General features: G+C 66.6%; 19 protein-coding genes and 1 pseudogene. 8 read left to right on the top strand and 12 right to left on the bottom strand.

The features are described from left to right. Nucleotides 1-34: 34 nt before the first annotated feature. Nucleotides 35-922 (bottom strand): hypothetical protein, encoded by an 888-nt coding sequence (locus ACFWF2_RS29830; RefSeq protein WP_379310798.1) that lies wholly within the window; start codon nt 920-922, stop codon nt 35-37. 218 nt (nt 923-1140) lie between these two features. On the opposite strand from ACFWF2_RS29830, the gene ACFWF2_RS29825 reads away from it, so the two are divergent. Then, entirely contained in the window at nt 1141-1932 is a 792-nt protein-coding gene (locus ACFWF2_RS29825) for a hypothetical protein (protein ID WP_379310797.1), read from the top strand. Between the two features lie 144 nt (nt 1933-2076). Here the strand turns inward: ACFWF2_RS29825 and ACFWF2_RS29820 are convergent, their stop codons facing one another. Beyond that, on the bottom strand, nt 2077-2994 hold the full coding sequence (locus ACFWF2_RS29820; RefSeq protein ID WP_379310796.1) for a LysR family transcriptional regulator: 918 nt from the start codon (nt 2992-2994) through the stop codon (nt 2077-2079). Nucleotides 2995-3176: 182 nt separating this feature from the next. Here ACFWF2_RS29820 and ACFWF2_RS29815 point away from each other — a divergent pair, with 182 nt between their 5' ends. Genes ACFWF2_RS29815 through ACFWF2_RS29805 form a run of 3 tightly spaced genes read left to right on the top strand, consistent with a single transcriptional unit; the run spans nt 3177 to nt 5883 of the window. Then, on the top strand, nt 3177-4064 hold the full coding sequence (locus tag ACFWF2_RS29815; RefSeq protein ID WP_379310795.1) for an alpha/beta hydrolase: 888 nt from the start codon (nt 3177-3179) through the stop codon (nt 4062-4064). After that, nucleotides 4061-4879, top strand: coding sequence for an NAD(P)H-binding protein (locus tag ACFWF2_RS29810; protein WP_379310794.1), 819 nt, complete (start codon nt 4061-4063; stop codon nt 4877-4879). Before ACFWF2_RS29815 ends, ACFWF2_RS29810 begins: the two co-directional genes overlap by 4 nt. A 32-nt stretch (nt 4880-4911) precedes the next feature. Further along, a complete protein-coding gene (locus ACFWF2_RS29805) occupies nt 4912-5883 on the top strand; it encodes an MBL fold metallo-hydrolase (RefSeq protein WP_379310793.1) in 972 nt (323 codons plus the stop codon). 78 nt (nt 5884-5961) lie between these two features. Here ACFWF2_RS29805 and ACFWF2_RS29800 read toward each other — a convergent pair whose 3' ends face one another. Both ACFWF2_RS29800 and ACFWF2_RS29795 read right to left on the bottom strand, forming a co-directional pair. Beyond that, on the bottom strand, nt 5962-7794 hold the full coding sequence (locus tag ACFWF2_RS29800) for an acyl-CoA dehydrogenase (RefSeq protein WP_379310792.1): 1833 nt from the start codon (nt 7792-7794) through the stop codon (nt 5962-5964). Nucleotides 7795-8538: 744 nt separating this feature from the next. Further along, on the bottom strand, nt 8539-9390 hold the full coding sequence (locus tag ACFWF2_RS29795) for a LysR family transcriptional regulator (RefSeq protein ID WP_379310791.1): 852 nt from the start codon (nt 9388-9390) through the stop codon (nt 8539-8541). Nucleotides 9391-9492: 102 nt separating this feature from the next. On the opposite strand from ACFWF2_RS29795, the gene ACFWF2_RS29790 reads away from it, so the two are divergent. After that, complete coding sequence (locus ACFWF2_RS29790) at nt 9493-10218, top strand: SDR family NAD(P)-dependent oxidoreductase (protein ID WP_379310790.1); 726 nt, start codon at nt 9493-9495, stop codon at nt 10216-10218. A 75-nt stretch (nt 10219-10293) separates the two neighbouring features. On the opposite strand, the gene ACFWF2_RS29785 is transcribed toward ACFWF2_RS29790, so the two are convergent. After that, nucleotides 10294-10743 (bottom strand): hypothetical protein, encoded by a 450-nt coding sequence (locus ACFWF2_RS29785; RefSeq protein ID WP_379310789.1) that lies wholly within the window; start codon nt 10741-10743, stop codon nt 10294-10296. Nucleotides 10744-10953: 210 nt separating this feature from the next. Beyond that, nucleotides 10954-11403, bottom strand: coding sequence for a hypothetical protein (locus tag ACFWF2_RS29780; RefSeq protein ID WP_379310788.1), 450 nt, complete (start codon nt 11401-11403; stop codon nt 10954-10956). 169 nt (nt 11404-11572) lie between these two features. Between ACFWF2_RS29780 and ACFWF2_RS29775 the strand changes: the two genes are divergently transcribed. Next, complete coding sequence (locus ACFWF2_RS29775) at nt 11573-11923, top strand: hypothetical protein (RefSeq protein WP_379310787.1); 351 nt, start codon at nt 11573-11575, stop codon at nt 11921-11923. Between the two features lie 152 nt (nt 11924-12075). Here the strand turns inward: ACFWF2_RS29775 and ACFWF2_RS29770 are convergent, their stop codons facing one another. The 6 genes and pseudogenes from ACFWF2_RS29770 to ACFWF2_RS29745 form a co-directional block, all read right to left on the bottom strand. Further along, entirely contained in the window at nt 12076-12921 is an 846-nt protein-coding gene (locus tag ACFWF2_RS29770; RefSeq protein ID WP_379310786.1) for an SDR family NAD(P)-dependent oxidoreductase, read from the bottom strand. Between the two features lie 17 nt (nt 12922-12938). After that, complete coding sequence (locus tag ACFWF2_RS29765) at nt 12939-13148, bottom strand: hypothetical protein (protein ID WP_379310785.1); 210 nt, start codon at nt 13146-13148, stop codon at nt 12939-12941. 47 nt (nt 13149-13195) lie between these two features. Beyond that, complete coding sequence (locus ACFWF2_RS29760; protein ID WP_379310784.1) at nt 13196-13729, bottom strand: YbhB/YbcL family Raf kinase inhibitor-like protein; 534 nt, start codon at nt 13727-13729, stop codon at nt 13196-13198. 592 nt (nt 13730-14321) lie between these two features. Beyond that, nucleotides 14322-14426, bottom strand: a pseudogene (locus ACFWF2_RS29755) (IS5/IS1182 family transposase); the annotation flags it as partial. Nucleotides 14427-14484: 58 nt separating this feature from the next. Then, nucleotides 14485-14934 (bottom strand): hypothetical protein, encoded by a 450-nt coding sequence (locus tag ACFWF2_RS29750; protein ID WP_379310783.1) that lies wholly within the window; start codon nt 14932-14934, stop codon nt 14485-14487. Between the two features lie 617 nt (nt 14935-15551). Next, nucleotides 15552-16034, bottom strand: coding sequence for a hypothetical protein (locus ACFWF2_RS29745; RefSeq protein WP_379310782.1), 483 nt, complete (start codon nt 16032-16034; stop codon nt 15552-15554). Between the two features lie 231 nt (nt 16035-16265). Between ACFWF2_RS29745 and ACFWF2_RS29740 the strand changes: the two genes are divergently transcribed. Together ACFWF2_RS29740 and ACFWF2_RS29735 are read left to right on the top strand one after the other, a co-directional pair. Next, entirely contained in the window at nt 16266-17489 is a 1224-nt protein-coding gene (locus ACFWF2_RS29740) for a TetR/AcrR family transcriptional regulator (protein WP_379310781.1), read from the top strand. Nucleotides 17490-17701: 212 nt separating this feature from the next. Next, a partial coding sequence (locus tag ACFWF2_RS29735; protein ID WP_379310780.1) for an acyl-CoA dehydrogenase family protein occupies nt 17702-18974 on the top strand: 1273 nt, incomplete at its 3' end.

Genomic DNA, 18974 nt, shown 5'->3' with positions numbered 1-18974 from the left:
GTCACCGGCCCACGCCGGTGACCGCGCAGGGCCTTCAGCGCAGATACGCCGAGATCCAGTTGCCGAATTCACAGGCGAGGTGCCATTGATGTTCAGCGATATACAGGCCAGGCAACGCCGCGGGGAAGGCGACCTTGAGCTGGCTGCGGAACCCACCGCCGGGCTCGTCACGGAACTGGTGGCGCACGCCACCGATGACGAACCCATCGGACAGCGAGGCAACCCCGGACGCGGTGAGCGGGAACGCCGGGTCCGAGGGGACCATCACTCGCGCTGTGTCGGTGTAATCGACGAAGAATTGGCTGGCCAGCATCGCGCCACCGGTCACTTCGACGACCTCCTGACGGCCGTCGGGCAGCGTCGCGATGATGTAGTGGTCCGGACAGGCATCGGTCCACACCGCGCGATCGTCGGCCACCCGCGCGCGGCCGAACCAGTCGAGGAAGCCTTGCGCGGTGCCTCGATCACTGGCGATTTCGGTGATCGAGTACTGCCAGTGTCCACCCGAGGCGGCCACCCCGGTCCGGGCGGCGGCTTCGGACGCGACGAGCTCACCGGCGAGCAGCTCACGCAATCCGTTCTGCCCGATCGCCAGGCGGGCCCGCGCCAGTGCTGCCCGCGCAGCGGGAATGTCGTCGACGCCGACCTCGAAGCGAGCCAGCAGCGAATCCAGCTCGCCGGCAAGCAGACCGACGTAATCTCTACGCAGCCGCGCCGCGGCCACCGACAACCGGCGGCGCTCCCACTCGACGACCTCGGCCTGATCGACCACCTGCCCGTCGATGAAGGTGCGCAGCCCGGCGCCTGCCGCCGGAGCATCAGGCGCGGCGAAAGTGATCCCGGCGCCGACCGAGGCCGCCGCCGCGGTGGCAGCGGCCGTTGCCCCGGCCGCGCGCACCATGAAGCTTCTTCTGGTCAACATTGACCATTCCTTTCGAGTACTTGCCCATTCGCGACTCGGCTCCCGCGCGACGAGCTCAGATCTAACGCAAGTCCAACTTGCGTTAGCACAGCATCTGTCAAACGCGTCACCATGTCAATGACTCGGGCATGATTAACGCCAAGAAGACTTGCATTTACAGTCGAGGTTGGGGATATTAAACGCAAGTTTCAATAGCTTTAAGGAGAGGTTGGGTCACCATGGTCGAGTCCATCGAAATCCGGACACGGATCGGCGGGGAGAACATCGCGCGCGACCAGGTGCGTGCATGGGAAGCCAGGCGCGCCGGATCGGTACTGAAGAAGTTCGCTGCACGCCTGGGAACCCGCGCCATGGCCGAACTCATGCCCGCCCGCACAGTGGGCGATGTGTCCGGCGCACCTCTCGACGTACAGCGCGCCGCCCTGACCACACTGAAGATCGAGCTGGGCCACGCGGCGATCTACGCCATGCTCAAGCGTGACCTGGCCATCTCCGAGAGGATGGCGCGGATCGGTGTCGCCACGAGCCGGGGCAGCACCAAGCACTCCGTCACCCGGCTCGAAGTCCCCCACTACAGCGCCGAACGATTCGCCGCCTGGTTCAACGACCTCACCGCCACCAACGCCGAAGCCGAGATGGTCGACGCCAGCCCCGACCACTATCTGCTGCGCGGCCTGCCCGACGGACGCCAGGAAGTCGTCGAAACGACCGGCGGATCACCGACCGCGTCCCGATTCCTCGTCGACTACACCAGAACCGAAGCACTCACCATCCCTGTCGACCCGGACTACCCCATCCAGATCGCCGGCCTCGCTGTGCTCGACGACGGTCTCGTCATCGGTGGCGTCCGCCACCAATTCCGCGACCGCGACGGCACGCTCGAAGCCCTGCTGACCGTGCAGTTCCCGGGCAATCTGCCCGCCAGACTCATCCACCAGCACGAGTGGCACCTCGCGGGCGAGTTCAGCAACTGGATGATCGCCGCGGCCCCCGTCGCGGCGACATCCTGATACCGCGAGCCGAGCACCGACCAGCTCCGGCGGTGGCGATCTCGAAGTACATACCGGCCAGGCGCAAGCGCCCGGCGCGTTCGGTGGCGATCACGACAGGGTAGGTCCGCGGGTGCCCGAGTTGTTGCAGCACGGCCTCGCTGTTCACGCTGCGTCGAGGCGCCGATCGGGTCCGATGGTCGCGCGGACCTCGGCGATCAGGCGGGTGATCAGCGGCTGTGGGGCGTGGTCGGTCCAGACGACGGCCAGGTCGAAGGGTTCGGCGTCGGTGACCTGGATCCAGCGCAGATCGCCGATGGGCAGTGCCGCGCCGAGCGGTTCCGGGGCGATCCAGATGCCACGGCTGCGGCCGACCTCCAGGAGGCAGTCCTCCACGGACGGCACAACCGACCCGCGTGGAGCCGAGCTGCCGCCGGGCCTCGGGTCGGCGAGCCAGAACCGTTCTGCCTGTGCCGATGTGAGTACATCGGGGCGCAGGACCGGATCGTCGGCCAGGTCGTCGAGGGATACGGTCGCGCGGTCGGCCAAGGGGTGGCGGGGCGACACGACCACGGCTCGCCGATCACGGCGCACCGCCGCGTGATGCAGCCCGACATCACCGACCGGCAACCACATGAAGGCCGCGTCCGCACTGCCGTCACTGAGGAGTTCGAGCTCGTGCTTGGGATGTTGCGCACTGGTCAACGTCACCCGAAGACCGGGAACCGTCGCCTCGAGGGTCTCGGCCACATCGACCACGAACATGGCGGTGGTAGCGGGACAGCATGCAAGCCGGAGGACACCGGCTTGGGCGTCGGCGACGGCACGTACCCGTTCGGCCAGGCGGGCGACGTCGTCGATGACGACCGCGCCCCCGGCGGCGAGCTCCTCACCGGCGGCGGTGAGCAGAACACCGCGCGAGGTACGCACCAGCAGCGCCACACCCAGTGATCGCTCGAGCTGACGCACGTGCGTCGACACCGCCTGCTGCGTCAGGTGGAGCACCGCCCCCGCGCGCGTGATGGACCGCTGCTGTGCCACAGCCAGAAACGAACGCAGATGCCGAAGATCGAGCTCGCTCACGCGGATCACCTTATCCGCCACAAGGATTCGCGGAGCACGGGCACAACACATCGTTGTTTCCGCCCGTGGGACTGCCGGGTCCACAATCGTTCGGGCGCTGGATCAACCGCCATGAACAGGAGACAGTCCATGAACACGATCGAACGAAAAGCTGATGAACCCGGAATCGAAGGTGCTCGTTCGTGACGACCCAGCAGAAGGTCATCTTTTCCAGCGGTGACGTCACCTTGACGGGCACCCTGTTCCGGCCCGACACCGAGGCTCCGGCCCCGGGGATCGTCGTCGCCGGAACATGGACCAGTGTCAAGGAATTGATGGCCGACCGCTACGCCGAACGGCTGGCCGAGCGCGGATACGCCGCGCTCTCGTTCGACTTCGCCGGCTTCGGTGAGTCCGGCGGCGAGCCCCGCGACGTGGAGAACCCGGCGCGCAAGGTCTCCGACATCCACCACGCGGTGACGTTCCTGGCGGAGCATCCGGCGATCGACGCCGGCCGGCTGGGCGCGCTGGGGATCTGCGCGGGCGCGATGTACATGGCCGAAAACACCGCCGACGACCCCCGCATCGGCGCGCTCGCCCTGGTCGCACCGTGGTTGCACGACGCCGCCGTCTGCGAGGCGGCCTACGGTGGCCCTGCCGCGGTCGCTCAGAAGATCCGGACCGCCAAGGAAGCCCGGGCGCGATTCGAGGAGACCGGCGCGATCGATTACGTCCCGGTGGTCAGCGGCACCGACCCGCGCGCGGCCATGCCCTACGACATCGACTTCTATCTCAACCCGACCCGCGGCGGAATTCCCGCCTGGCCCAACCGCTTCGCCCTGATGGCCTGGGCGGACTGGCTTACCTACGACGCCATCGCCCTGGCACCGCGGATCACCCAGCCCACGCTGCTGGTCCACAGCGAGGACGCCGCCATCCCCGACGGCGCCCGCCGTTTCCACGCCGGGCTCGCCGGCCGCAAGGACATCCTTTGGACCGAGGGCACCCAGTTCGATTTCTACGACCAGGACCACCAGGTCACGCTGGCGGCGGATACCGTGGCCGCCCACTTCGGAAGGACCCTGCGATGATCCTGGTCACCGGCGCCACCGGACATGTCGGCGGCGAGGTCGTTCAGGCACTCGTCCGGGCCGGTGAGCCTGCCCGCGCGCTGGTGCGCGAGCCCGCCGACCTGTCGATCGAGCAGGTTGCCGGCGATCTGAACGAGCCTGACTCGCTCGCTCCGGCCCTCGAGGGCGTCCGCGCGGTCTTCCTGCTGCCCGGCTACCGCGACATGCCGGGCCTGCTCACCGCGATGCGGGGCGCGGGCGTGGAACGGGTGGTGTTGCTGTCGAGCCTGGCCGCCGTCGCCACAGACACCCGCAACGCTGTCTCCGAGTTCATGATCCGTTCCGAGACCGCGGTCCGCGAGTCCGGTCTGGCGTGGACGTTCCTGCGCCCCAACGCCTTCATGTCCAACGCTGTGCGCTGGCTTCCCCAGCTCCGCGCGGGCGATGTCGTCCAGGACGGGTTCGCCGATGTGCTCATCGCCTCCGTCGACCCCTACGACATCGCGGCCGTCGCCGTGCGGGCCCTGCTCGACCCCGGACACGAGGAACGCATCCACCAGCTCAGCGGCCCGGAACGGCTCCTGCCTGCCCAGCGACTGACCATCCTGGCCGAGGTGCTCGACCGCGATCTGCGCTTCCACCCCCTCACAAACGAGCAGACCCGAGCCGACATGGCCACACGCATGCCTGCGGAGTACGTCCACGCGTTCCTGAGCTTCTACGGCGACAGAACCCTCGACGAGTCCCACATCTATCCCACCGTGGAGCAGGTGACAGGACATCCACCGCGCACCTTCCGCCAGTGGGCGAATGCCCACGCGGCCGAGTTCCGATGACGATCGCGTACCCGACGATACGGAAGTTCCCGATGAACCAGAGACTACGTCGCCTGCTGGCCGCCGCATGCGCGATCGCGGTGGCAGGTTGCTCCAACGGCAACACTCCCGAGTCGTCGACCGCGAAAAGTGCGGAGCCGGCACACTTCTCCTCGGCCAACCCCGGGTCGGTCAACACCTACTGGATCGAGGCGCCCGAGGGCCTGGTCCTCGTGGACACCCTGCGAACACCGATCGACGCGCGGAAGGCGATAGACGAGATAAGGAAGGCCGGCAAGCCGGTCGTGGCGATCCTGCTGACGCACTCTCACCCCGACCATGTGGGCGGCGCGGGCGCCTTCCACGAGGCCTTCCCCAACGCGCCTGTCCACGCGTCCACCTCGACCGACAAGGCCATGCGGGAGGACCCCCGAGGCTTCTACGCCTTGGCCCGTTCGGCAAACCCGAACTTTCCCGCCAGGGTCACCTACGCCGACCGGACCTTTGCGGACAACACACTGCTGCAAGTCGGCGGACTCCGGTTCGAGACAGCTACGTTAAAAGACGGTGAGTCCGACACCGCGACCGTCTACTACCGCCCCGACACCGGCGACCTTTTCTCCGGTGACGTGGCGACCGGCAAGGTCACGCCCGCACTGCTCGAGGGGAACAGCTGCGGCTGGCTGCAGATCCTCGATCAACTGGGCCGTCGGTTTCCACACGCCGCGACGATGTACCCGGGCCACGGCGCCGGCGGCCCGGCCCGCACGCTGATCGACGAGCAGCGCCGCTACCTCCAGCAATTCCGTGACCTGGTCGGAGCGGCCGTCGCGGCCGACTCACCCCAGGCCACAACGGTCACTCCCGGTGAGCAGGAGTCGATCACCACCGAGATGGAACGCGGCTATCCCGCCCATCCGCCGGTCGCCGATCTCCCGACCATCGTGCAGGAGAACATCAAGGCCGTCGCGGCAGAACTGTCCACCGAAGCTCCCTCCGCGATCTGTTCGAACAAGCCACAGTAGGAAGATCGTGGTCCGGACGGACCTCGACTTCGCCGGTGACCCGATCGGCCCCTGCCGCAGGACCACCGGCGGCGCGGATCAGAAGGTGGACTCGTCCACGTTCATGATGTCGAGATCGATCGTCGCCAGGATCGCGCGAGTGGCGCTCAGCTCCGGAAGCACGGTGCGGGCGAAGAACCCGGCAACGGCGAGCTTTCCCCGGTAGAAGTCGGCATCGGAGGGGCTCGGTGCGGCATCGAGCGCGGTGAGGGCGATCTCGGCGTGGGTGAGCAGCTGCCAGCCGATCAGCAGGTCACCGACGGCGAGCAGGTAGCGAACCGAACCGAGGCCGACCTTGTACAGCTCGGCGGGGTCCTGCTGGGCGGCGAGCAGGTACGTGGTCAGTGTGGCGGTGATCGCCTGCACATCGGCGAGCGCGGTACCGAGCAGTTCACGTTCGGCCTTCAGACGTTCCTCGCCCTCGTCGACGAACTTCTGGATGTGACCGGCGATGTGGGCCAAGGCCACGCCCTGGTCGCGGGCGATCTTGCGGAAGAAGAAGTCCTGCGCCTGGATGGCGGTGGTGCCCTCGTAGAGCGAGTCGATCTTGGCGTCGCGGATGTACTGCTCGATCGGGTAGTCCTGCAGGAAGCCGGAGCCGCCGAAGGTCTGCAGCGAGTCGGTCAGGTACTGGTAGGCGCGCTCGGAGCCGACACCCTTGACGATCGGGAGCAGCAGGTCGTTCACGCGAGCGGCCAGTTCGGCGTCGGCACCCGAAACATGCTGCGCGACTTCGGGATCCTGGTGCACGGCGGTGTAGAAGTAGACCGCGCGCAGACCTTCCGCGTAGGCCTTCTGCAACATCAGCGAACGCCGGACGTCGGCGTGGCGGATGATCGGGACACGCGGGGCGGACTTGTCGGTCATCTGGGTCAGGTCCGCACCCTGGATCCGGGTCTTGGCGTACTCGAGGGCATTGAGGTAGCCCGTCGAGAGGGTCGCGATGGCCTTGGTACCCACCATCATTCGCGCGAACTCGATCACGTCGAACATCTGGGCGATACCGGCGTGCGTCTCGCCGACGAGGTAGCCGACCGCGGGTGTGCCATGGCCGCCGAAGGTGAGTTCGCAGGTGGCCGAACCCTTGAGACCCATCTTGTGCTCGAGGCCGGTGACGAACACACCGTTGCGGTCACCGATCTCGCCGGTCTCGAAGTCGAAGTGGAACTTCGGGACCAGGAACAGGCTCAGGCCCTTGGTGCCAGGGCCCGCGCCCTCGGGGCGCGCGAGGACCAGATGCATGATGTTCTCGAACAGGTCGTCGGAGTCGGCGGAGGTGATGAACCGCTTCACGCCCTCGATGTGCCAGGAGCCGTCCTCCTGCGCGATCGCCTTGGTTCGTCCGGCGCCGACGTCGGATCCGGCGTCGGGTTCGGTGAGCACCATCGACGAACCCCAGTTTCGCTGCGCCCAGATGCGCGCCAACGGCTTCTGCTGCTCGCTGGCGTTGTTGTAGAAGACGTTGCTGAAACACGCTCCGTTGGCGTAGAGGTGGATCGCGGGGTTGGCGCCCAGCAGCATCTCCATCAGACCCCACATCGCCGCGCGAGGCATGGGGGTGCCCCCGAGTTCCTCAGCGATGCCGATCTTGTCCCAGCCGGTGTCGCCGATGACGGTGCGATAGGCCTTCTTCAGCGGTTCGGGCAGGCGCACGGTGTGCGTGTCGGGGTCGAAAGTCGGTGGGTTGCGGTCGATCTCGGCGAAGGCGTCGGCGAACGGCCCCTCGGCGACCCGGCGCATCTCGACCAGCATGGTGCGCAAGGCGCCGGAGTCCAGGTCTGGGTAGGCGCCCGAATCCAGGATGTCGCCGATCGGTAGTGCCTGGAAAAGATTGAATTCCAGGTCACGGACATTGCTCTTGTAGTGGCCCATGCGGGGTCCTTTCAGGTGGGAAGGTAGGTGGGGAACAGAGAGGTCGGGGCCGATCCGGGAGAGCCGATCAATGCGGCAATGACCGCGTGGTTCGCCCCGGGTGCGGGAACCTGGTCGGTGTCGGTCACCTGGGCAAGGGATTTCACGACGCCACCGACGTCGAGCTGCTGATGGAGTCCGGTGGCGCGAACGACCCGGCGCCGCTCGAAGACCGCCGGGTCGGGGGGAAGTTGCGCAGCGTCGCTGCGACCAGCGCTTCAGCTCGTTCATCGCGCCGTTGCGTCGGCGTCGGCAAGCCAGAGCGAGGCGCACCGTGCTGGAACATCCAGAAGTCCTCCGTAGTCGTTGGCGCGTGGGATGGGCGACTGCACTGATCCCACCGGCGCATGTTCGCATACCGGCGATGTGTTCGCATACCGGCCGCTGCCGTCACAACCTACCACGAGGATAGTAAATTAATTGCGTATATTCTTCACTGGACTGGCGCATTCTCGTGCTGTAGAGCGCCTCCCCTGTATGGAGGTATTTGACTACGAGCTTTCTTCTATACCTGTCTCGGAACAGGAACGGAACCGGTGTCGACCGCGCCACCACCACGCTCGAGCGGCACCGGAGCTCCCGGCACCGGCACATCAAACAGCCCCGACAAGCGGCATGCTGATCCTGTCCGTGTATCCCGACGGCTTCTACGACATCGAGTTCAGCTCGGCCGCCTCACCATTCGACCGATAGCCCTCGTGCGGATCAGTGTCCAGCACTGCGTATCGCCGTGCGGACGAGGTCGGCGACGGCTTGGGATCTACTGTGTGGTGGCCAGGCGATGACGGTCGTGACGGCCGGTGCGTCCGGCACCGGCACGGTGGCGTGATCGTCGCGTAGCTGGGCGCGGAGCGACTCGGGCACGACCGCGCAGGCCCGTCCGAGCGTGATCAGCTGGGTCAGCTGGGTGTGGTCGCGAACCTGCGGGCCGGGGCCGTCTGGATAACTTCCATCCCGCCGGGGCCAGCGCGGCAGGGGCAGGTCGGTCATGGCGTTGACCTCGGCCATCGACAGGTGGGGCCGGTTGGCGAGGGGATGCCCTGCGGGCAGGACCACGATCTGCTGTTCGGTGTGCAGGTCCTCGGTGTCGAATCCGGTCGTCGTGTCGTAGGGCCGGTGGAGCAGAGCAACGTCGGCACTCCCGTTGCGTAGCAGTCTTTCCGGCTCGCCGGGTCCGCATAGCACCACTTCGACTGCGACAGCGCGGGGATCGGCGGCGTAGGCGTCCAGCAGCTTCGACAACAGTTCGCTGGAGGCTCCCGCCTTGGTGGCCAGCACGACGCCGGGCAGGTCGGCAGCGGCGCGGCGAGTGCGGCGCTCGGCGGCTTCGACCGCGTCGAGAGCGAGCCGGGCCTCCCGCAGCAGCACCGACCCGGCCTTGGTCAACGTGATTGCGCGAGCATTGCGGTGCAGCAGAACGACTCCGAGTCGCCGTTCGAGCTGCTGGATCGCCCGCGACAGCGGTGGTTGCGCCATCGCAAGCCGTTGTGCCGCCCGCCCGAAGTGCAACTCCTCGGCGACCGCGACGAAGTATCGCAACTCCCGAGTCTCCACCATGCGATCGTATCCGGCGCTCACCACAACCAATACCCGTGCGGTATCGCCGCCCACCCAATCGGTCTTGGACGCACCACCCGAGTCCGCAACATGATCAACGGCATGAGTGAACCGACGATCGCGCTGGTGACCGGCGCGAACAAAGGAATCGGCTACGAGATCGCGGCGGGCCTTGGCGCCCTCGGCTGGCGAATCGGTGTGGGCGCGAGGGATCGACAACGCCGCGAGACCGCGGTGGAGAAGTTGTGTGCGGCCGGGACCGACGCGTTCGGCGTACCGCTCGACGTGGACGACGACGCGAGTGTCGCGGCCGCGGCCGAGCTGATCGCCGACCATGCCGGAGGGCTCGACGTCCTGGTCAACAATGCCGCGATCACCGGCCGTATGCCACAGACACCCACGACGGTCGATCCCGCGACCGTGCGAGCTGTCGTGGAAACCAACGTGATCGGCGTCATCCGGGTCACCAACGCGATGCTGCCCATGCTGCGCGCCTCGGCGTCACCGCGAATCGTCAACATGTCCAGCAGCGTGGGCTCGCTCGCCCTGCAGACCACGCCCGGCATCGACATGGGCCCGGTTCCAGCTGCGTACTCGGCATCGAAGACCTTCCTGAACGCCGTCACCATCCATTACGCCAACGAACTGAGCGACACCAACATCCTGATCAACTCCGGCTGCCCCGGTTTCACCGCCACCGACCTCAATGGCTTCCGAGGCGTCCGTACACCACAACAGGGGGCGGCGATCGCGATTCACCTCGCGACCCTGCCCGATGACGGACCGACCGGCAGATTCTTCGACGACGCCGGAACAGTGCCCTGGTGACGGGCACACCGATGCGAACCATTCCCGTTCTCAACGGCGCCGAACACGCGCGCCGCTTGAACTGAGCTGCCGATGTCAAAGCTCCACGACTACATCGCCGTTCTCATCCAACCTCGACGAATATTGCCGGAGGATCTCGTCGCGCTCGAACAGGAATGCAGCGGCCCGCTCGGAGGCGATCAGCCGACCGTACCCCTTGATACCGAAGTCGTCGGCGAACGCACGGCCGGTGATCACCAGACCGAACAGTGGCGGGATGACGATGCTTCCGGGATCTTCGACCAGCGAACTGATCGAGGTGGTGATCGGCCCGAACTCGTAGCCGTTCAACCCGCTCTGTGCCAGAGCATCGGCCAGCGGCCTGGTCACCGCATACGCGCCGCTGTTGGACTTCATCAACTCGCGCTCGACCGGGTAGGCGAACTCGAAATGAGCCGTCACCACCCGCGGCGGGTCATAGCTGTCGTCATAGACGACCTCGCCGAAATTGGCGGGGACATCAGGTGTGACCCAGTAGAAACTCATCGAGATACCCCCGAGATCCGTTGTCGGCCTTCGATATTACCTGCGCAGTGAGGCTACTCCGGCGAGGCAGCAGGAGCGACTGAACTGCCGAGCTCGGGGACGTACTTGTAGATCGTGGCCCGGGACACCCGAGCAGCCGGGCGACCGAGGACACGGTCTCCTCGGGCTGGGCCGGGAAGGTCATCAGTGGCGTCCGCCGGTGTGAGCGCGTCAGAGGTCGACGACGATCTCGTCGTTTTCATCCAGCTTGGACGAGTATTGCCGGAGGGTCTCGTCACGTTCGAACAGGAACGCGGCGGCGCGTTCGGAGGCGATCAGCTTGCTGCGCCCTTTGATGCCGAAGTCATCGACAAACGCTCGGCCGGTGACCACCAGACCCAACAGTGGCGGGATGACAAAGCCCGCGGGGTCTTCGACCAGCGAACTGATCGAGGTGGTAATCGGTCCGAACTCGTAGCCGTTCAAGCCGCTCTGTGCGAGCGCGTCGGCCAACGGTGTCGTCACCGCGTACGCGCCGCTGTTGGACTTCATCAACTCGCGCTCGACCGGGTAGGCGAACTCGAAATGAGCCGTCACCACCCGCGGCGGGTCATAGCTGTCGTCATAGACGACCTCGCCGAAATTGGCGGGAACGTCGGCGCGGAGAAAGTAAAAGCTCATCGTGCAAACCCCACAGATATAGGACCCGAGCCGAATTCTCCGACGGCTCGGATCTGTTGCCAGCCTTCGACATTACGCGGGCTTGGACGCCACTCAGGCAAGGCTGAGGTGGCGGCCGAAATTCGCCTGAGTTGCCGAAGGTATTGGGCCAGCTTATGATTCGATCGTCGTGTCGGCGATCCGCGCGGGATCGTCGGCCATCACGGGGGTGGACATGTCTGATACCAAACAAACGAGCGCTGCATCCAAGGCCATCGGGCTGGGCATCGCCGCATTCTTGATCGGCCTGATATTCATCGGCGCCAGCTTCCTCGCCGGCGAGGACGCCGAGAACCCGCGGTGCGACGGCCAGCTCATGAGCAAGGGCGACGTCTGTTACTCGTCCCGGTCGACCAACGGCTACGAGTCCCGAGCGGACTCCGCGCGAACCGCATCGACGTGGCTGCTGCGGCTCGGCGGGATCGCCGCGGTGGGCGGCGTTGTCCTCGTCGTGGGCGGCGCGGCGACGAGAAGCGACTGAGCAGCCGGTCATCCGTCGCGGCTCCGCGATGAGGCCACCACTGTCGCCCGGCTGCTTCCGCCTTCTGCGATCAGCCCAGGCTGAAGGGCTGATCCTACAGCGTCACCCAGGGCCGATAGGTCACGTGATGCGCACCTATCGGCCCACGTCACCTATCGGCCCACCGCCGAAATGACTGCGGTGTCACTGATTTCGAGCAGCCGACGACGCGCCTTCGGATCGTCGGCCTGCGCATGCGGACGGCTCTGCCTGGTGCCGTTGAAATACCGCCCTGTCATCTGCGACAGGCCCGGGTCGCAGATCAGCCGGAGGGTCGCGTCCGAACCTTCGGCGACGGTACTGATCGGCGTGACGCCGGATTCCAGCACCATGGTTGTCGCCATGAGGGTGGCCGGGTGCAGGGCGTTCACGGTGACACCGGTCCCGTCGAGTTCCTCGGCGTACTCGATGGTCGCCATGATCATCGCCAGCTTGGCTCGGCAGTAGGCGGTGTACACGTCGTAGTCGTGCTCGGGGGTCGGATCGTCGAGGTCGATCTCCCGCTGCCCGGCAGAGGCTACGTTCACCACCCGCGCCGGAGCCGAGGTCCGTAGCAGCGGAAGCAACCGCCGCGTCAGCCGATATGGGGCCAGATGGTTGACCGCCCACAGTAATTCGTTGCCGTCGGCGCTGAGTTCGCGCCTCCCGTCCGACCGGCCTCCGGTGCCGGCATTGTTCACGAGCACATCCAATCGCGAAGTACGGGCGATGATCTCGTCGGCCAGCCGGTCCACCTCCGTAAGTCGCGACAGGTCAGCCAGGATGATCAGCGGAGCGTGTCCGCCCGCGGCTGTTATCTCGGCGGCGATCGCTGCGGCCCGATCCGGGTTGCGGCCGTGCAGGATCAGCCGGGCACCCGCTGCGCCGAGCCGCACCGCGAGGTCGCGACCGAGTCCGTCCGTCGCACCCGTGATCAGCACAGTTCGATCGACCACCCGGTCGATAGCGTTGTCGCTCATAGTCTTTCCTTGCAGTCTCATGTCCCGTCCTCGGTCCGGATACTGACCGAAGTTGCGGTCAGGTCGAGCGCGACGTGCGTGCCGAGAGGCGTGTGCACGACGCGCGGCTCACCGGTGGCCGGCATCGGCACGCCGTTCACGACAACCTCGACCCAGCGGACGATGGCGTCGCCGTCGCGCTGCGAGTGACGAACGATCACGACATCACAGGGGATCGACTCGGTCATCGACGACGAACCCGTGTTGGCGGCGGAACCGGCGATTCGAACCGAATTCACCGCGTTGTCTCCGCCGTGGCGACGAGCGTCGCCCGGCCCAGGATGTGGCCGGCGATGGTGAAACCGAGCAGGGCCGGAGTGGAGTCGGCGGCGATGCCGATGTCATCCACATCCAGAGCGTGCACGGTGACGAAATAGCGGTGCTCACCGTGACCCGCAGGCGGTGCCGCACCGATGTATCGAGGTAGCCGCGCGTCGTTCGGCAATTGGAAGGAGCCGACCGGCAAACCACTACCCGCGTCGTCCCCGGCGCCCTCGGGAAGGGTCGTGGTCGTGGCCGGGATGTTGGCGACGGCCCAGTGCCAGAAGCCAGAACCGGTGGGGGCATCGGGGTCGTACACGGTGACGGCGTAGCTCTTGGTGCCCGCGGGTGCGCCGCTCCAACTCAACTGCGGGGAAACGTCTTTGCCCCCGGAGGTACCAGAGGACCACTGTGCGGATGGCCAGGCCGCGCCGTCGCTCACCGTGGTGCTGGTGACCGTGAACGAGGCCGCCTCGGGGAGACGGGCGAAGGGATCGTTTGCGCTCATCGTGTCGCGCCTTTCGAGTCGTACCGAACGTGCAAGATCGACGATAACAGAGATAATCGATGATTTGTAGAATCATCTATGATTGAGCGAGGGCTCGGGAAAATCCCACCCAGCCCACGAAGCAGATGCTGTCCGAGCAGGTCTACGCACAACTGCGGAACGCGATCATGCGCGGCTGGTACGCGCCCAGCGACGCGCTCGAGCCGCAGGATCTAGCCAGGCAACACGGCGTCAGCGAAGGATGGGCCGGGGCCCATCGGGTCTTCCATCGCGCCCTCTTGGAATTCGGATAGCGGGCGCGGTCGGTGCGGCCCGGTCGTAGCGCATAGTGGTTCACGGGTCGGCGTCGCGGGCGGCGATCTGGGCATCACGTGGGTCGACTCCAGCGTCGAGCATGATGGTGACGAAGGTGTGCTTTGTGTCCACAGAGGCCGTGTGCGGACGAGTGAATGCTGGCATTGGCCAGGGGAATCCCGGTAGCGTAATCGCTGCGTTTGACGATCTGAATCATCACTGTGAGAACGGTTTTCGTCCATGTGACGAGTCGTCCGGCGTATCCGCCGTCGGACCAGACCAGGCTGACGGTGGAGAACTTCGCCCGCATCGCTGCCAGCACGCGGTGGGCGCCGTCGTGGTCCTGGATGGCCGCGGCGGTGACCACGACGGTCAGCAGCAGCCCCAGCGCGTCGACGGCGATGTGGCGTTTGCAGCCGTTGGTTTTCTTGCCTGCGTCGTAGCCGCGGTCGATGCGATGTCTAGTTGTCCAGCGTTAGACGGAGAATCGGGTTGATCCCGGTCAGCATGGCGATCAGCTGGCTCGCTCCACGACGCACCTGCTCATCAGGGTCCCTGGTCAATATCTCGCACTCTCGCACAGCGGCGTCCCGGTCACGGGAGTACACCCCGAATACGTCGAGCACCGCTGTGTGGATCCAGTCGGCGTGGTCCGGGTCGGCCGCAGCGAGCCCTGAGCCGACCGCTGCGAACCCGGCCACGTCCCGACGCCGGAGCAATGCCTCCACTGTCGCGCGGGTAACGAATGTGTCGCAGCTATCAAGCACGAGACCCAACAGCGGTCCCCTGGTCTCGGGCATCTCGGCGAAGCTGGCCAGGCAGCGACCTGCGTCCGCCCTGTCTCGGTAGTCGGGGCTTCCCGCGAGCTCGATCAGCCCGACCACCACAGCGGCTCTCACCTCGTTGCTCATGGACGCATTCTTCCCGCGACCACGATGGGAGGTCCATCGACTTCCTGCCGAGCCAAGATTCACCCGCAATATCGGTTGACTCAGTTCTCAGACGCTCCCTCAGATATCGATCCTCCGTTTCCACCATGGGAGGTCGTGCGGGGCGAACGGGTCGTTGACCGTCCGGGCGATGACACGATCGTCGAGCGGTCCGAGCTCTCTCCGCAGTTCTCGTTGGGCCCGGGACCGGAGAGAGCAGGCGGCCCGCTCTAGCAGCGTCCTGACGTGGCAATAGCCGCTGCGCAGGTTCGAGTCGTCATGTTCGTAGTCGGGTGCCAGGTCTCGATGTGAACGCAGGCCCGCGTCGGCCCATCGCCGGAAGGCGTGGGCGACGGACCCGGGGCGCAGGCCGTGGGAGCGTTCGAAATCAGCGATCTGGCGATTCGCAGCGGGCGAGAGCCGTCTGATGACAGGAGGTCGCCGGTAGATAGCTGCAGGTCGGGCGTGTGCGGTGTGTCGCGGTAGCCGTGACCTGATCTCACCCGGTGATCGGCGAGGCATGGGAACTTCCAGGGGACCGGATATCGAAGGGTTCCCGCTGACTCAATCGGCGGCACAGTCGAAGGCGGCCCCGTATATCACCGGCGATAGACGCTCGCGGGTCCGGTCGGCGGCAGTTGTGGACGATCGAGCGCACGTTCGGGTTGCCGTCGATACGCGAGCACTGCGAGCAGACCGGGAAACACGCCCCAGACGGATACCAGCACCAACCAAAACAACGGTGGCTGCGGGACCGGGCCAGGCTCGGGATGCTCGTAAGTCGCATGTCCGAAAACCCGTGAGTACCAAACGAGCCAGAGTGCGAAATCGGCGAAGAACAACGAGCAACCACCAAGGATCACCCACCTCCACCCGCTCGCAGCACCAGCGATCAACGCCACACCTGCCATACCCACAACAATCAGCTTGGTAACGAGTAGGGCGTGACTGCCAGCCGAGACCTCCTCGTCAGGCATACCTTCGACCAGCAAGACGAACGCGTAGAGCAACACCAGCAAAGCAGCGACACAGGCGCCGAGCCCGGAGAAAACGCGCGTCCAGACGCTCGATGACAACAACATGACGGCATGCTAGTCATAAAGACTTCTCCCGGCAGAACGCGCGATTGCAGACCGCGGTTCCCTTGGAAACTGCTGGGCGCGTTGAAAAGTCATACGTCACGTCATCGTCCACAACGGCGGCTCCCCGCACTGAGCCGCCCGGCAACGGTGCTATCCGCAGTGACCGCGCGATGGCTGTGTCGAGACCGGCCTCGTCGCCGTCTGAGCCGGGTGCGGGGCACACTGAGGGGGATGAGATCCGAGGTGACCACCCGCCGCACGCGACCGCGTAACCGTCGCGCGATCATCCTCGACGCCGCGTTCGACGCGTTCGCGCACGACGGATATCACGACACCTCGATGGCGATGGTCGCCGCCACGGTGGGCATTTCTCCCGGGGCCCTCTACCGGCATTTCGACAGCAAGCAGCAACTCCTCGGCCAGTGCCTGCTCGCCGGATTGGACGACGCGCTGGTTCGGCTCGAGACCGCCTACCGACGGTCCCCCGCCGACGACGCGGTAGTCGCCGAACTGGTCCAGGTGGCGCTGGACCGCCGCGGCCTACCGCGGTTGTGGCAACTCGAATTCCGTCATCTGCACCCCACCGACCGGATCGCGGTGCTCCTGCGGGCCGCCCGGCTGACGGAGTTTCTGCGCCGCACCCTGCGGGCGCAACGACCGGAGCTTCGACCCGCCGATGTGGAGCTGCTGAGCTGGGCGGCCTTCTCGGTCGCGGCGAGCCCGGCCTACCACCGGCTCGAGCTGCCCCCACCGGTCGCGGCGCGAGTACTCGTCGCGACCGCGCGCGCGGTTCTGGCCGTAGAGCTCCCGGCGAACGGGGCGCGCGCCACGCATGTTCGCGCGCACTGGGCGGCGCGCGACCGTCCCGGGCTCGACCGCACGGAGCGTCGCGAACGCATACTCGCCGCAGCCGCCCACTTGTTCACCGACTACGGCTTCCCCGGGGTGAGCATCGACGACATCGGCGCAGCCGTCGGAACCACCGGCCCTGCCGTCTACCACTACTTCGACAGCAAGGCTCAACTGCTCGACGAGATCGTCCGCAGGCACGACGAGTGGGTCCACCTGCTGGTCTCCCGCGCGCTGTCCCACGGCCGGGACCCCGGGGAAGCGCTGCGGACCCTCACCCGCAACTTCGCCCGGTTCGGCGTCGACGAACCTGATCTGCTCGCCATCACGGTCAGCCAGACCCGATACCTGCCGACGGCCGCCGAACGCCGGTACCGGCAGGTCCGCCAGGACGGCATCGGCCGCTGGGCCCGCATGCTGCAGGCACTCCGTCCCGAATTGGCCCCGCCCGTGGCGCGCATGCTCATCCGCGCGGCGACCACGGTGGTCATCGAAGCGGTCCGCAACCCACGGCTGGCCGGGCGACCCGACCTGGTCGAGGCACTGGTCGCGGTGGCCGAGCGGATTCAGGCCGTCCCGCTCGAGCCCGCACGACCCGGAAAGTGATTCACGCCACTTACGGGCCGTTCACCGGTGGCCGCCGACGGCCGGTTACCAGCCACTGGCCCCCGCCGTCCCCGTCGACCCCGTTTTAGCCCCCGTTCACTTAGCGTTGCCCACCGCGCGGCCGTGCCGCACAGTGTGCCGCGGGAGCCGCACCGCGCACCCATTCCTCCCTGGACGCGCCGCGTCCCCGGCCCATCGAGAAGGCAACGTTCGTGAGTCATTACAAGAGCAACGTACGAGACCTCGAGTTCAACCTGTTCGAGGTGTACGGACTCGAAACCGTCCTCGCGGCAGGCACTTTCGGTGATATGGACGCGGATACCGCGCGCTCGGTGCTCAGCGAGGCGGCGCGGCTCGCCGAGGGGCCGGTCGCGGCGCCGTACGCCGAGGCCGACCGCAATCCCCCGACATTCGACCCGGCCACGCACACGGTGTCGCTGCCGGAGTCGTTCAAGCGCGCCGTCCGCGCCTGGTACGACGCGGAGTGGTGGCGCCTTGGCAAGTCCGAGGCGATCGGCGGTGTGCCTGCGCCCGCGATCCTGGAGTGGGCGGTCACCGAGTTCGTGCTCGGCGCCCAGCCCGCCGCGCACATGTACAGCATGGGTCCGGTGATGGCCGACATCCTCGACCGCGTCGGCAACGACCTGCAGCGCGAATGGGCCCGCCTCATCGTGGAACGCGGCTGGGGCGCGACGATGGTGCTGACCGAACCCGACGCCGGTTCCGACGTCGGCGCGGGCCGGACCAAGGCGATCGCGCAGGAGGACGGCTCCTGGCACATCGAGGGTGTGAAGCGTTTCATCACCTCCGCCGACTCCGACGACCTGTTCGGCAATATCACGCACCTGGTCCTCGCCCGTCCGGAAGGCGCCGGTCCCGGCACCAAGGGCCTGTCGCTGTTCGTCGTCCCGAAATTCCACTTCGACTCCGCCACCGGAGACCTCGGTGATCGCAACGGCGTGTTCGTGACAAACGTCGAGCACAAGATGGGTCTGAAAGCCTCGGCCACTTGTGAACTCACCTTCGGCGGCCACGGCGTTCCCGCCAAGGGCTGGCTGGTCGGCGACGCGCACAACGGCATCGCGCAGATGTTCGAGGTCATCGAGAACGCGCGCATGATGGTCGGCACCAAGGCCATCGCGACCCTGTCGACCGGGTACCTGAACGCCCTCGAGTACGCCAAGACCCGCGTCCAGGGTGCCGACCTGACCCGCATGGCCGACAAGACCGCGCCCCGCGTCACGATCCTGCACCACCCCGACGTGCGCCGCTCACTGCTGATGCAGAAGGCCTATGCCGAGGGCCTGCGTTCGGTGTACCTGTTCACCGCCGCGCACCAGGATCCCGAAGTCGCGCAGCATGTTTCGGGTGCCGACGCCGAACTGGCCGCCCGCGTGAACGACCTGCTGCTCCCGATCGTCAAGGGTGTCGGCTCCGAGCGCGCCTACCAGTACCTGACCGACTCGCTGCAGACCTTCGGTGGCT

The sequence above is a fragment of the Nocardia sp. NPDC060259 genome, assembly GCF_042728775.1.
Taxonomy (GTDB): domain Bacteria; phylum Actinomycetota; class Actinomycetes; order Mycobacteriales; family Mycobacteriaceae; genus Nocardia.
The sequence above is the reverse complement of the archived record's forward strand: the minus strand, read 5'-3'. Positions and strand labels throughout refer to the sequence as shown.